Raw genomic sequence first — 13,987 nt, 5'->3', positions numbered from 1 at the left:
TTGTAGAGTCAACGAGGTCGCCGGAAGTCACCGGAATGCGTTTCAGCCCCACGGATCCCACGAGCTGAGACCGGTGAGAGTCCCTTCCCCGGCGCCCGCGGGTGCTGCTGACGGAACCCCGACAGATTTCGTCGCGAGGCGAGCTCAAAATCGCCCCGCTGATCCCTTTTGCCCGGCCTGATATGTGGCGGTTTGTCGTCTTCTGCTGTCGGCTGACCCTTTTTGCGCTCTCATAATTTCTCGCCGTTATGGCCTGTTGCACAGGGCATCGATGCGGATACATTCGGCGGCGGTTGGCGCGCTCGGCGCACTCCGGTCTCCGCTGCGGCGGCCCGGTTCGCGCGGTGCATCGCGGGAACCGTGCGTAGTTCGGAGCCCTTCCGGACGAGCCGGTTGATCGGCGAGCCAGCCCGGGTCCGTGCAGTGCGGATCCGTGAAAGGGCCAGCACTAGGGGAGTTCGGAATGGCTCAGGGCACCGTCAAGTGGTTCAACGCGGAGAAGGGGTACGGCTTCATCGCGGTCGACGGTGGGGCGGACGTGTTCGTCCACTACAGCGCGATCCAGATGGACGGCTACCGTTCGCTCGACGAGGGCCAGCGGGTCGAGTTCGAGATCTCGCAGGGTCAGAAGGGGCCGCAGGCGGACATGGTCCGCGTGCTCGCCTGAGGTTCGGTTCGTAAGTCGGCCGAAATCACCTCTTCAGTCGGCGAACGCTGATTAGCAGGACCCGCTGCTCAGCCGATCCCCGCGTCGCGGGGCCTGGTGCAGCTCTATGTGGTCTTTCCGAGGCCCGCCGTCTCCCACCCGGAGGCGGCGGGCCTCGGACATGCTCGGGGGCGCGCGGTCGTCCGGCGCTCGGGCGGCGCTCGGCCGGGGTGGACCGGCGCTCGGCCGGGGGGGGGGTCGCCGACGGGGTGCCCTGAGCCCCCGGGGCTCAACTTCTTCGTAGACGCTTGCACTCAGTGGGGGCGAGTGCTAATCATTGGCGTTAGCACTCACGCAGTGAGAGTGACAAAGGGCCGGGAAGGTGAGGCCGCGGTCGAGGCGGGCAAGGGACGCCTCGGTCCGTTCGGCCGTCCGTCGCGGGCGCCAGCGCGGTCCAGCAGCATCCGACAGTCCCGGAGGGACCACTTCACATGGCCAAGACCATCGCGTTTGACGAGGAAGCGCGGCGCGGCCTCGAGCGCGGGATGAACCAGCTCGCCGACGCTGTCAAGGTGACGCTGGGCCCCAAGGGCCGCAACGTCGTCCTTGAGAAGAAGTGGGGCGCCCCCACGATCACCAACGACGGTGTCTCCATCGCCAAGGAGATCGAGCTCGAGGACCCCTACGAGAAGATCGGCGCGGAGCTCGTCAAGGAGGTCGCCAAGAAGACCGACGACGTCGCGGGTGACGGCACCACCACCGCCACCGTCCTCGCCCAGGCTCTCGTCCGCGAGGGTCTGCGCAACGTCGCCGCCGGCGCCAACCCGATGGCCCTCAAGCGCGGCATCGAGAAGGCCGTCGAGGCCGTCTCCGCCGCCCTGCTGGAGCAGGCCAAGGACGTCGAGACCAAGGAGCAGATCGCCTCCACCGCCTCGATCTCCGCCGCCGACACCCAGATCGGCGAGCTCATCGCCGAGGCGATGGACAAGGTCGGCAAGGAAGGCGTCATCACCGTCGAGGAGTCGCAGACCTTCGGGCTCGAGCTCGAGCTCACCGAGGGCATGCGCTTCGACAAGGGCTACATCTCGGCCTACTTCGCCACCGACATGGAGCGGATGGAGGCCTCGCTCGAGGACCCCTACATCCTCATCGCCAACTCCAAGATCTCCGCGATCAAGGACCTGCTGCCGCTCCTCGAGAAGGTCATGCAGTCCGGCAAGCCGCTGCTGATCATCGCCGAGGACGTCGAGGGCGAGGCCCTGTCCACCCTGGTGGTCAACAAGATCCGCGGCACCTTCAAGTCCGTCGCCGTCAAGGCCCCGGGCTTCGGCGACCGCCGCAAGGCCATGCTCGGCGACATCGCCATCCTCACCGGTGGCCAGGTCATCTCCGAGGAGGTCGGCCTCAAGCTGGAGAACGCGGGCATCGAGCTGCTCGGCCGCGCCCGCAAGGTCGTCATCACCAAGGACGAGACCACCATCGTCGACGGTGCCGGTGACAGCGAGCAGGTCGCGGGCCGGGTGAACCAGATCCGCGCCGAGATCGAGAACAGCGACTCCGACTACGACCGCGAGAAGCTGCAGGAGCGCCTGGCCAAGCTGGCCGGCGGCGTGGCGGTCATCAAGGCCGGTGCGGCGACCGAGGTCGAGCTCAAGGAGCGCAAGCACCGCATCGAGGACGCCGTCCGCAACGCGAAGGCCGCCGTCGAGGAGGGCATCGTCGCCGGTGGCGGCGTGGCCCTGCTGCAGGCCGGCTCCGCCTTCGAGAAGCTGGAGCTGGACGGCGACGAGGCGACCGGCGCGAACATCGTGAAGGTCGCCCTCGAGGCGCCGATCAAGCAGATCGCCACCAACGCCGGCCTCGAGGGCGGCGTCGTGGTGGAGAAGGTGCGCAACCTGCCGGCCGGCCACGGCCTCAACGCCGCCACGGGCGACTACGAGGACCTGGTCAAGCAGGGCGTCATCGACCCCGCCAAGGTGACCCGCTCCGCGCTGCAGAACGCGGCTTCGATCGCCGCGCTGTTCCTCACCACCGAGGCCGTCATCGCCGACAAGCCGGAGAAGGCCGCTGCGCCGGCCGGCGGCGGGATGCCGGGCGGTGACATGGACTTCTGATCCCTCGCTTCCGCGAAGGACCGGACGGTTCCACCAGTCCGAAGGCGGTCCCCCTGGGCGGGGGGCCGCCTTCGGCCTTTCCCGGGCCGCCTCGGCAGTAGGCCCGAAGGGCCGCGTCGGGGGCGCGGGGAACTGCGCGCCCGGGCGTCTACGGCGCTGCAGCCGGGAGCGGCTACCGGGTTGCAGCCCGGACTCCGCTGCCGGGTGCGGGGCCGTTGCGGGTCGGCCGCGCAGTTCCCCGCGCCCCTAGCTGCGCCTGCGGCGCCGGGGCCGGGGCGGTAGCCCCCCGCGTGGGAGCGCATAGGGTGGGTGGGTGGGAGAAGAGCAGCGAGAACCCTGGGTCGTCGGGGTGTCCGGCGCGTCCGGGACGCCCTACGCCGCGGCGACGATCAACGGGCTGCTGGACGCCGGCGAGAGCGTCGACCTCGTCGTCAGCCGCGCCGCCCGGCTCACCCTCATCGACGAGACGGGACGCCCCTTCCGCGACGCCCACTGGCGCGAGGACCTCGCCGCCTGGCTGGGCCGGAAGGAGGACGCGCTGGACGACGCCGTCCGCTACCACCCGGCGGGCGACCTCGCCGCCGGCCCGTCCTCCGGCTCGTACCCGGCCAAGGGCATGATCGTGGTCCCGGCCAGCACCGCCGCCGTCGCCGGCATCGCCCTCGGCCTGTCGAAGGACCTGCTCCAGCGCGCGGCCAGCGTCACCCTCAAGGAGCGCCGCCGCCTGGTGGTCTGCCTCCGCGAGACCCCGCTCAGCGGGGTGACCCTGCGGCAGCTCGTCGCGCTCCACGACGAGGGCGCCGTCGTGCTGCCCGCCTCGCCCGGCTTCTACGCCGGCGGCTCGACCGCACAGGAGCTGGTGGACTTCGTGGCCGGCCGGGTGCTGGACGCGGCCGGCGTCCCGCACGGCCTCTACCGGCGCTGGAGCGGGGAGCTCGGCGAGGCCCGGGTAGCCCGGGCGGAGTGACCCCGGTCACTCGTGGGGCCGCCGCTCGCGGTATCTTTCCTCGATACCAGGGCACGTTTCTGCTGGGAGTCTTCGATTCCGGATATCTTCGGCCGGATTGCCCGACGATCGGAAGGCGCACAGGTACATGGACGCGGTGGACAGGCAGCTCATCCAGGCTCTCCGGGAGAACGGCCGGGCCTCCTACGCGGAGCTGGGCCGGCTGGTCGGGCTGTCCGGGCCGAGCGTCACCGATCGGATCAACCGCCTGGAGCAGGCCGGGGTGATCACCGGCTACCGGGCCGAGGTCGACCCGGCCTCGCTCGGCTTCGGCGTCACCGCGCTGATCGGACTGCAGCTCTCGGACGCCGCCGACCACGAGGAGGTCGCGGTCCGGCTGAGCGATCTCCGCGAGATCGAGGACTGCTGGTTCATCGCCGGCGAGGACTCGTACATGCTCAAGGCCCGGGTGGCCGACGTGGACGGGCTGGAAGCGGTGGTGCGGAGCCTGTCGCTGACCAAGGGCGTCTCCCGGACCAGGACCACCGTGGTGCTCTCCACCAAGTGGGAGAACCGCGTCAACGAACTTCCCGAGGAGGACTGACCGCCCGTGCTGATAGGCCTGGACGAGCTGCGCGCCGCCGCCGAGCGGATCGCGCCGGTGGCGGTCCGCACCCCGCTGATGACCTGCCCGTGGGCGGACGACGGCGAGCGCCGCCTCTTCCTCAAGCCGGAGACCCTCCAGCCCACCGGCGCGTTCAAGATCCGGGGGGCGTACAACCGGCTCTCCGCTCTCACCGAGGAGGAGCGCGCCCGCGGTGTGGTCGCGCAGTCCAGCGGCAACCACGCCCAGGCGGTCGCGTACGCGGCGCGCGAGCTCGGCATCAAGGCGGTCATCGTCATGCCGGACGACTCGCCCGCCGTGAAGGTGGAGAACACCCGCTCCTTCGGCGCCGAGGTGGTGCTGGTGCCGCTGGAGGAGCGCGACACCACCCCGCGCGACCTGATGGAGCGTCACGGCTACGTCTGGGTCCCGCCGTACGACGATCCGTACATCATCGCGGGGCAGGGCACGGCCGGGCTCGAGCTCGCCGAGGACGCCCGTGGCAAGGAGCTGGACGCGGTGCTGGTGCCGGTGAGCGGCGGCGGCCTGATCTCCGGGGTCGCGACGGCGGTGAAGGCGCTGCTGCCGGGGGTCCGGGTGATCGGCGTCGAACCGGAGCTGGCCTCGGACGCCACCGAGGGCTTCCGCGCCGGGGAGCGGGCGGTCTGGGAGTTCGCCAGGACCCGCAGGACCATCGCGGACGGCCTGCGCACCAGCGCCGTCGGCCTCCTCAACTGGCCGCACATCAAGGAGTACGTGGACGACTTCGTCACCGTCACGGAGGACGAGATCCGGAACGCGGTCGGGGTGCTGGCCCGGCGCGGCCGGCTGGTCGCCGAGCCCTCCGGCGCGGTCACCACCGCGGCCTACCTCCACCACGCCGCCGAGCTGCCCGGCGCCCGCTTCGCGGCCGTCGTCAGCGGCGGCAACATCGACCCGGCGCTGCTGGCGGAGCTGGTGGCTGTAGCCTCGTAGCGGTTTGCGGTATCTGATGAATCGGACGTGCGGAGGCGCTGGTCGTATGGACGCGGGACTCAAGAGGGAGCTGGAGGAGAAGGTCCGCGCCGGTGAGCGGCTGACCCGCGAGGACGGCATCGCCCTCTACGAGACCGACGACCTCGCCTGGCTGGGCGAACTCGCCCACCATGTGCGGACCGAGAAGAACGGCGACGCCGTCTTCTTCAACGTCAACCGGCACCTCAACATGACCAACGTGTGCACGGCCTCGTGCGCGTACTGCTCGTTCCAGCGGAAGCCGGGCGAGAAGGACGCGTACACCATGCGCATCGAGGAGGCCGTGCGGCTGGCCAAGGCGATGGAGAACGACCGGCTCACCGAGCTCCACATCGTCAACGGCCTCCACCCGACGCTGCCCTGGCGGTACTACCCGCGCTCGCTGCGGGCGCTGAAGGAGGCGCTGCCCGGCGTCGCCCTGAAGGCCTTCACCGCCACCGAGATCCACCACTTCGAGAAGATCTCCGGACTGGGCGCGAGCGAGATCCTGGACGAGCTGATCGACGCCGGCCTGGAGTCGCTGACCGGCGGCGGGGCGGAGATCTTCGACTGGGAGGTCCGGCAGCACATCGTCGACCACGACACCCACTGGGAGGACTGGTCGCGGATCCACCGCCTGGCGCACGAGAAGGGGCTCAAGACCCCGGCCACCATGCTCTACGGCCACATCGAGGAGCGCCGGCACCGGGTGGACCACGTGCTGCGGCTGCGCGAGCTGCAGGACGAGACCGGCGGCTTCCAGGTCTTCATCCCGCTGCGCTACCAGCACGACTTCGTGGACTCCAAGGACGGCAAGATCCGCAACCAGCTGCAGGCGCGGACCACGATGGCCTCCGGGGCCGAGATGATCCGCACCTTCGCGGTCTCCCGGCTGCTCTTCGACAACATCCGGCACGTCAAGGTCTTCTGGGTGATGCACGGCCTGGCCGGCGCGCAGGTGATGCTCAACCACGGCGCGGACGACATGGACGGCTCGGTCGTCGAGTACAAGATCACCCACGACGCGGACGGCTTCGGCACGCCCAACAAGATGTCCCGCGAGGACCTCCTCGACCTCATCCGGGACGCCGGCTTCCGCCCGGTGGAGCGCAACACCCGCTACGAGATCCTCAACGAGTACGAGGGCCCGGACCCGGCGCGCCGGGAGTCCCCGCAGCCGATGCGGGTCTGACCGCTGCCGGTCTGACCGATGCCGGTCTGACCGTTGCGGAGCCGACCGCTGCGGGGCCGATCGATCGGGGACCGAGGTCCCGGAGGGCCCGCGGGTGCCGGCGGTTAGGCTCGCAGCATGTCGCAGCAGCCCCTGGACTTCACCCTCGACCCCGAGCTCACCCCCGCCCTGCGCGCGGAGGTCACCGCCCTCTGGGCGGACGTGACCAACGCGGGCGGGGCGGTCGGCTTCGTGCCCCCCGTCACGGCGGAGGAGGTGCGGCCCACCGCCGAGTGGCAGTTCGCCGGGCTCGGTGCGGCCGGCGAGGGCCCGGACCGGCTGCTGATCGGCCGCGAGCCGGGCACCGGCCGGCTGGCCGCGGTGGTCTTCGTCACCGATCTGCGCTTCGAGCTGATGTCGCACTGGCGGCTGCTCAAGCGGCTGATGGTGCACCCGGACTTCCAGGGCCGCGGCTACGGCCTCCAGCTGCTGGCCGAGGTCGAGCGGGTCGGCCGCCGGATGGGGCTCGCCGGGATGAAGCTGACCCTGCGCGGCGGCCTGGGCCTGGAGCGGTTCTACGCCCGGGGCGGCTACAAGGAGGTCGGGCGGATACCCGGCGCGATACGCGTCGCCCCCGGCGACGACCGCGACGACGTTCACATGTGGCTCGCCCTGGACTGAGGCCCCCCGCAAGATCGGGTGTTCCGTCCGTGCTTGACTGGTAGGGCCACACCTTGAGAAGGGGACGCGAGTGACGACCAAGGACGCAGCCACGGAGACCGCACAGGCCGCCGCGCCGGTGAGCGCCAGGCATGCCACCCTCCGCTACACGTCCATGCGAGTGACGATCTTCCTGGCCTGCTTCCTGGTGTGCTGGCTGCTGGCGCTGGCGCACATCATCCCGGTGGCCGGGGCGAGCGGGGCCATCTTCCTGCTGCTGATCGCGGCCGTGGTCTCGGCGCCGATCAGCTATGTGGCGCTGAACCGGCAGCGGAACGCGATGTCCGAGCAGATCACCACGGGCGTGCAGCGGGTGAAGGAGCGGCGGGAGTCCCGCCCCGGGAAGATGACCATGGCGCAGCGGATCGCCGCCCAGAACGCGGCCGAGGACGAGGTCGACGAGGCCAACCGGGCCGCCGGCTGACGCTCCGTCAGGAGGTCCGCTTGAGGACGGCCAGCCCGCCCTCGCGGAAGACCACCGACCACTGGGTGCCCGGGTGGAGCTGGCGGGCGTACCCGGGGAGGTCGTCCGGCGGCCCCGGCGACCAGCCGCTGGACAGGTCCAGGGCCAGGTACTGCGGCGGGGTGCGGGTGCTGCCGCCGACCCAGTAGGCGTCGTCCCGCGCGGCCAGGTGCGAGAGCAGCGTGATGTCGCTCTCCACCGTCACCCCCCGCGGCACCGCCGCCACCGCCCGGTTCGCCGCCTCGCCGTGCGCCCCGGGGCGGTAGGTGGCCGGGTCGACCAGACTGTGCAGCGGCGAGGTGAGGGAGAGCGCCGCCGCGATCCCGGCGGCGAGCGGCACCGCCGCCCGCGCGTAGCCGCGCAGCGCGGGGAGGCGCGAGCCCTCGGCCCGAAGCACCCCGTCCACCAGGGCGAGGAAGACGATCGGCATCAGCACCGCGCTGTAGTGCCAGCTCCGGCCCCAGTACATGGCGTTGTCCGAGGCGAACCGCCAGAGCAGGGTGGGCACGGCGAGCAGCAGCAGCGGCGAGCGCAGGGCGAGGAAGCCGGTGATCCCCACCGTCCAGGCCAGGGTGGTGAGTTTGACCCCGGGCCAGAACAGATGGCGCAGCAGCGTCAGCGGCCCGGTGCCGGAGAGCCCCCCGCCGGGCAGCTTGTTCCAGTACGGGTAGCTGCCCTCCGCGTTGAAGTGCGGGATCAGCACGTAGACGGTCAGCAGCAGCGCGCCCGCGCCGACCAGGGCGAGCCCGGCGCCGGTGGTCCTGGCCCGGGCGTCGTCCCGGCCGCGGGCCGCGATCAGCACGCCGACCGCGGCCACGGTCAGCCCCAGGTCCTCCTTGACCAGCAGCAGCGGCAGCGACCACAGCGCTGCCGCCGTCCAGCGCTCCAGCAGCAGCGCCCGCAGCACCAGGGCGAGCAGCGGGAGGGCGAAGCAGATCTCGTGGAAGTCGAAGTCGACCGCGTTCAGCAGCCCCCAGGAGGCCCCGTAGGCCAGCCCGAGGGCGAGCCCGCGGGCGCGGCCGAGGAAGCGCGCCGCGGTGGCCGAGACGATCCCCACCGAGACCGCGAACAGCAGCGACTGGCCGACCAGCAGCGTCACCGGGGTCGGGAAGGCGCGGTAGAAGGGGGCGAGGAGGGCGACGATCGGGCTGAAGTGATCGCCCAGGATGTCGAAGCCGGGGCCCTTGATGTCCGCGATCGGCGCGTGCAGCCCGGCGTAGCCGCGTACCTCCTGGACGAATATCGCCAGGTCCCAGGACATCTGGGCGAAGCGCAGATAGCGGGCGATCTCCAGGGTCGCGTACGCGGCGAAGGCCAGTGCGGCGAGCGCGAGATGGGGCGTCACGGCGGGCAGCCGCCGGGTGCGTTGGAGCGGGCCCGCGATGCGCTCCTCGGCGCCCTCGGCCTCCGGCAGCGTTCGGGCCACCGCGCCCACCATCCCCCCATGAATCCTGGATCGCTCTGCTGAGCGGGTCGCTCGGGAATCCGCAGCCTACGGCCTCCCGGGCGGCGTTCGCGCCCCACCGTAGCCGCCGGACCCGGGCCGCGTCAGCCGTCGCGGCGGCCCTCGCGTTCGACCTCGTGACCGGTCTCACGTTCGGTTTCCCGCGAGGCGTCTCGCGAGCCGTCCTCTGAGGAGCTCCGCCGGCCGTCCCGCCGGGCGCGCTCGGCGTCGCGGCGCTCGCCGAGGCGGGCGACCGCGCGCCAGGCGAACTCCATCGCCGCGCAGCCGGCCGCCGCGATGGCGACCCCCTCCCACGGGTCCCGCCAGCCCTCCAGGTCCAGCTGGAAGAAGTCCTTGGCCGGCGGCACCACCAGGACCAGGCCGAACAGCACCGCCATCCCCACCACCAGCAGCACCCGCCACCAGGTGTACGGCCGCGCGATGATCACCAGCACCCAGAGCGCCAGCAGGAAGAGCACCAGGGTGGCCACGCTGGTGTCGGCGACCCGCCCGGTCCTGTGGTCCGCACGGGCCAGCAGATAGGAGGCGAAGGTCGCCGCCCCCGCGATCAGACCGCAGGGGACGGCGAACCGCAGCACCCGGCGGACGAACCCCGGCCGGGCCCGCTCGGTGTTCGGCGCGAGCGCCAGGAAGAACCCCGGGATGCCGATGGTCAGCCCGGACAGCACCGTCGAGTGCCGGGGGAGGAACGGGTACGGCACCCGGAAGCCCGCCACCAGCACGGCGAGAAGCACCGAGTACACCGTCTTGACCAGGAAGAGGTTGGCCACCCGGGTGATGTTGCCGATCACCCGGCGGCCCTCCGCGACCACGTCGGGCAGCGTCGCGAACCGGTCGTCGAGCAGCACGATCTGGGCCACCGCCCGGGTGGCCTCGCTGCCGGAGCCCATCGCCACCCCGATGTCCGCGTCCTTCAGCGCCAGCACGTCGTTGACGCCGTCGCCGGTCATCGCCACATGCCGGCCGCGCAACTGGAGCGCGCCCACCATCTCCCGCTTCTGCTGCGGGGTGACCCGGCCGAAGACGCTGTGGCCGTCCACGGTCGGGGCCATCTCGGCCCGCTCGGCGGGCAGCCGCCGGGCGTCCACCGGGCTCTCCGCACCCGGCAGGCCCAGCGCCCGGGCGACCGCGCCGACCGAGACCGCGTTGTCCCCGGAGATCACCTTGGCGGCGACCTCCTGCCGGCGGAAGTACTCCAGGGTGTCCCCGGCGTCCGGCCGCATCCGCTGCCGCAGGACGACCAGCGCCGCCGGGCGCAGGCCCGCCGCCGGCTCCGGCGCGTCCAGCGGACGGTCCGTCCGGCCGAGCAGCAGCACCCGCAGGCCCTGCGCGCCCAGCTCGTCCACCTCGCCGAGGATCGGGTGGCCGGCCGGCAGCAGCACGTCCGGGGCGCCCAGCAGCCAGGTGGACTCCGCGCCGTCCGGGGCCGCGAGCCGCGCCCCCGACCACTTGCGGGCCGAGGAGAAGGGGGCGTCGGCCAGCACCCGCCAGCCCTCCGGGGCCGGGCAGGCCTCGGCGATCGCCCGCAGGCTGGGGTTGGGCCGTGGCTCGGCGACGCCGAGCTCGCCGAGCACCTCGCGGATCCGGGGCCCGGTCAGGTCTGCCCCGGTGCCGAGGGGCCGGACCTCGGAGAGGTCCATCCCGCCCTCGGTGAGGGTGCCGGTCTTGTCCAGGCAGACGGTGTCCACCCGGGCCAGGCCCTCGATCGCGGGCAGCTCCTGCACCAGGCACTGCCGGCGGCCCAGCCGGACCACCCCGATGGCGAACGCCATCGAGGTCAGCAGCACCAGGCCCTCCGGCACCATGGGCACGATCCCGGCCACCATCCGCCGGATCGCCTCCGGCAGATCGCTGCGGTCCACGTAGAACTGACTGAGCACCAGGCCGATCCCGACCGGCACCAGCACCCAGGTGATGTAGCGGAGGATGGCGTCGATCCCGCTGCGCAGCTCGGAGCGGACCAGGGTGAACCGTGAGGCCTCCTCGGCCAGCTGCGCGGCGTACGCCTCGCGGCCGACCCTGGTCGCGGTGAAGAGGCCGGCGCCGGCGACGACGAAGGAGCCGGAGAGCACCGGGGCGCCGGGGCGCTTGAGCACGGGGTCGGCCTCGCCGGTGAGGAGGGACTCGTCCACCTCGAGTCCGTCCGCCCAGACGGTGTCGCCGTCCACCGGGACCTTGTCGCCGGGGGAGAGCTCGATCAGGTCGCCGAGCACCAGCCGGCCGGTGGGCACCTCCTGGGTGCGGCCGTCGCGGCGGACCCGGGGGCGGGCCTCGCCGATCACGGCCAGGCTGTCCAGGGTCCGCTTGGCGCGCAGCTCCTGGACGATGCCGATGCCCGTGTTGGCCACGATGATGAAGCCGAAGAGGCCGTCCTGGATCGGGCCGACGATCAGGATGACCACGAAGAGGAAGCCGATGATGGCGTTGAACCGGGTCAGGATGTTGGCCCGGAGGATCTCGCCGAGGGAGCGGCTGGAGCGTGCGGGCACGTCGTTGACCTGACCGCGGGCGACGCGGTCGGCGACGTCCTGAGCGGACAGTCCGGTGGCCTCGGGCCCCGCCGTGGGAGCCGACGGTTCGTCAGACGTGGCTTCCATGGGGGCAATCTATGCGGCGGGGAGGCGCCTCGCGCGCTGGGTCGGCCAGGGATCCTGCCCCGGCCCGACCTCTCACCGTTTCCCGGGGCCGGCCGCCCCGAGCCCCGCGTGAGCCCGAAGGGCGATTCCAGGGGCGCGGGGAACTGCGCGGCCGGCGGCGCAGTCCGCCGCAGGCGGGGGCGGAGTCCGGGTTGCCACCCTCCCCACGCCTTAAGGGCGCGGGGGACCCCCCATGCCGTTGCCCGGTGCGGCGCCGTAGGGGGCTGGGCGCGCGGTCCCCCGCGCCCCTTGCTTGCGCCTGCGGCGCTGCGCTCGGGCTAGGAGTCGCTTGCTGCGCGCTTGCGCGCGAGCGCGGCGCGGCGGGCTCGGGTGTAGTGGATGCCGTAGGCGCCCAGCGCGGCCCCGCAGAGGCAGGTCCAGAGCCACCAGGTAGCGTGATGCGCGGACAGCGCGCTGTGGAACGGCAGCAGCACGACGAAGGCGACCAGCCAGAGGATCGTGCCCCCGGTGGTGATCGCCACCTCGTTGGCCTCGATCGGCGGCGGGGCTGGGCGCAGGCTGCTCTTCCGGTCCTTCACGTCGCAAGCTTATCTCGCACGGTCCGGTGAATCTCTACGCGCGCAGATAGCACAATCCTGGACAACTATTCATACTGACTCCTCGGGAAGCGGTCGGCTGCCCACGGTCCGGCCAGCGTCGCCCGGTCGACGCAAGCGCCGGCGCCCGTTCCCGCACCACCCCTTCGCACCACCGTGCACCTCTCCCCGCCACCCTGTTGCAGAGGAAGCAGCCCAATGTCTTCGCCGGCAGCCGCCCAGGAGTTGTCCCCCAAGGACGCGCCACCACGCCACTGGATCGATCGGTACTTTGAGATCACCCAGCGCGGATCCACCGTCGGCCGCGAGCTCCGCGGTGGCGTGGTCACGTTCTTTGCGATGGCGTACATCATCGTTCTGAACCCGATCATCCTCTCCAGCGGGGTCGACAAGTACGGCCACCACCTGAGCAGCGGTCAGCTGGTCACCGCCACCTGCATCACCGCCGCCTTCACCACCCTGCTGATGGGCGTGATCGGCCGGGTGCCGATCGCCCTCGCCGCCGGGCTCGGCGTCAACAGCATGGTCTCCCTGCAGATCGCCCCCAAGACCACCTGGCCCGAGGCCATGGGGATGGTCACGCTGGCCGGTATCTGCATCATGATCCTGGTCGCCACCGGTCTGCGGCAGCGGGTCATGGCGATGATCCCGGACGGCCTGCGCAAGGGCATCACGATGGGCATCGGGCTGTTCATCCTGATGGTCGGGATGGTCGACGGCGGGTTCATCTCCCGGGTGCCGGACGCCGCGCACACCACCACCCCGGTCCAGCTCGGCTCGGACGGCCACCTCAACGGCTGGCCGGTGCTCTGCTTCGTCCTCGGCGTGCTGCTGATGCTGGTCCTGATGGCCCGTAAGGTCCCCGGCGCGGTGCTGATCAGCATCGCGGTGGTCACCGTGGTCGCGATCATCATCAACACCATCGCCACCATCCCGGCCGACTCCTGGGGCCTGACCATCCCGTCCTGGCCGCACAAGGTGGTCGCCGCGCCCGACTTCGGGCTGATGGGCAAGCTCAGCCTGTTCGGCGGGTTCAAGGAGGTCGGGATCCTGCCCGGCATCCTCTTCGTCTTCTCGATCCTCCTCTCCACCTTCTTCGACGCCATGGGAACGATCATGGGCGTCACCGAGGAGGCCGGGCTGCTGGACGAGAACGGCGACCTGCCGGGGATGAGCAAGGTCCTGATGATCGACGGTGTGGCCACCGCGCTCGGCGGCGTCAGCTCCTCCTCCGGGTCGACCGCCTTCGTGGAGTCGACCACCGGCGTCGGCGAGGGCGCCCGGACCGGTCTGGCCAGCGTCTTCACCGGCGTCCTCTTCGCCCTGGCGCTCTTCCTCTCGCCGATCGCCCTGGTCGTCCCGCAGCAGGCGGCGGCGCCCGCGCTGGTCGCGGTGGGCTTCCTGATCCTCTCCGCGCACGTCCGGTCGATCGACTGGAGCGACTACACGATCGGCGTCCCGGTCTTCTTCACCATGCTGGTGATGCCGCTGACGTACTCGATCACCAGCGGCATCGGCGCCGGCTTCATCGCCTTCACCGTGCTGAAGGCGGCGACCGGCCGGGTCCGCGAGATCCCGTGGATGATGTGGATCGTCAGCGTGATCTTCGTGGTCTACTTCGCGCTCGGCCCCATCGAGCAGGCGCTGGGCGTCGGCTGACGCCGGCTCGGTC

The 13,987-nt window shown here is 71.6% G+C and carries 12 protein-coding genes; 9 read left to right on the top strand and 3 right to left on the bottom strand.

What is annotated here, in order from left to right:
- Positions 1 to 463 precede the first annotated feature (463 nt).
- The 8 genes from BS73_RS17845 to BS73_RS35545 all read left to right on the top strand — a co-directional run bounded on the left by BS73_RS17845 (position 464) and on the right by BS73_RS35545 (position 7,618).
- Complete coding sequence (locus BS73_RS17845; RefSeq protein WP_037573704.1) at positions 464 to 667, top strand: cold-shock protein; 204 nt, start codon at positions 464 to 466, stop codon at positions 665 to 667.
- Positions 668 to 1,137: 470 nt separating this feature from the next.
- Complete coding sequence (groL, locus tag BS73_RS17840; RefSeq protein ID WP_037573701.1) at positions 1,138 to 2,760, top strand: chaperonin GroEL; 1,623 nt, start codon at positions 1,138 to 1,140, stop codon at positions 2,758 to 2,760.
- Between the two features lie 313 nt (positions 2,761 to 3,073).
- Positions 3,074 to 3,727 carry a UbiX family flavin prenyltransferase gene (locus tag BS73_RS17835; protein WP_037573698.1) on the top strand — a complete coding sequence of 218 codons (654 nt, stop codon included), beginning with the start codon at positions 3,074 to 3,076 and terminating at the stop codon, positions 3,725 to 3,727.
- 127 nt (positions 3,728 to 3,854) lie between these two features.
- Positions 3,855 to 4,310, top strand: coding sequence for an Lrp/AsnC family transcriptional regulator (locus BS73_RS17830; protein WP_037573695.1), 456 nt, complete (start codon positions 3,855 to 3,857; stop codon positions 4,308 to 4,310).
- A gap of 6 nt (positions 4,311 to 4,316) precedes the next feature.
- Positions 4,317 to 5,285 (top strand): threonine ammonia-lyase, encoded by a 969-nt coding sequence (locus BS73_RS17825; RefSeq protein WP_037573692.1) that lies wholly within the window; start codon positions 4,317 to 4,319, stop codon positions 5,283 to 5,285.
- Between the two features lie 46 nt (positions 5,286 to 5,331).
- Complete coding sequence (gene mqnE / locus BS73_RS17820; protein WP_037573684.1) at positions 5,332 to 6,495, top strand: aminofutalosine synthase MqnE; 1,164 nt, start codon at positions 5,332 to 5,334, stop codon at positions 6,493 to 6,495.
- 117 nt (positions 6,496 to 6,612) lie between these two features.
- Positions 6,613 to 7,155, top strand: a complete 543-nt coding sequence (locus tag BS73_RS17815) for a GNAT family N-acetyltransferase (protein WP_037573682.1) — start codon at positions 6,613 to 6,615, stop codon at positions 7,153 to 7,155.
- A 70-nt stretch (positions 7,156 to 7,225) separates the two neighbouring features.
- Complete coding sequence (locus tag BS73_RS35545; RefSeq protein WP_063837011.1) at positions 7,226 to 7,618, top strand: DUF4229 domain-containing protein; 393 nt, start codon at positions 7,226 to 7,228, stop codon at positions 7,616 to 7,618.
- Positions 7,619 to 7,625: 7 nt separating this feature from the next.
- Here the strand turns inward: BS73_RS35545 and BS73_RS17805 are convergent, their stop codons facing one another.
- The 3 genes from BS73_RS17805 to BS73_RS17795 all read right to left on the bottom strand — a co-directional run bounded on the left by BS73_RS17805 (position 7,626) and on the right by BS73_RS17795 (position 12,297).
- Entirely contained in the window at positions 7,626 to 9,095 is a 1,470-nt protein-coding gene (locus BS73_RS17805; RefSeq protein ID WP_037573679.1) for a DUF2079 domain-containing protein, read from the bottom strand.
- A gap of 110 nt (positions 9,096 to 9,205) precedes the next feature.
- Complete coding sequence (locus BS73_RS17800; RefSeq protein WP_051940062.1) at positions 9,206 to 11,719, bottom strand: HAD-IC family P-type ATPase; 2,514 nt, start codon at positions 11,717 to 11,719, stop codon at positions 9,206 to 9,208.
- 317 nt (positions 11,720 to 12,036) lie between these two features.
- Positions 12,037 to 12,297, bottom strand: a complete 261-nt coding sequence (locus tag BS73_RS17795; RefSeq protein ID WP_037573676.1) for a DUF2530 domain-containing protein — start codon at positions 12,295 to 12,297, stop codon at positions 12,037 to 12,039.
- A 216-nt stretch (positions 12,298 to 12,513) separates the two neighbouring features.
- On the opposite strand from BS73_RS17795, the gene BS73_RS17790 reads away from it, so the two are divergent.
- Complete coding sequence (locus BS73_RS17790) at positions 12,514 to 13,974, top strand: NCS2 family permease (protein ID WP_037573673.1); 1,461 nt, start codon at positions 12,514 to 12,516, stop codon at positions 13,972 to 13,974.
- Positions 13,975 to 13,987 lie beyond the last annotated feature (13 nt).

The organism is Phaeacidiphilus oryzae TH49, from assembly GCF_000744815.1.
Classification (GTDB): domain Bacteria; phylum Actinomycetota; class Actinomycetes; order Streptomycetales; family Streptomycetaceae; genus Phaeacidiphilus; species Phaeacidiphilus oryzae.
Note: the sequence above shows the minus strand (reverse complement) of the source record. Positions and strands in the feature narration are given on the sequence as shown.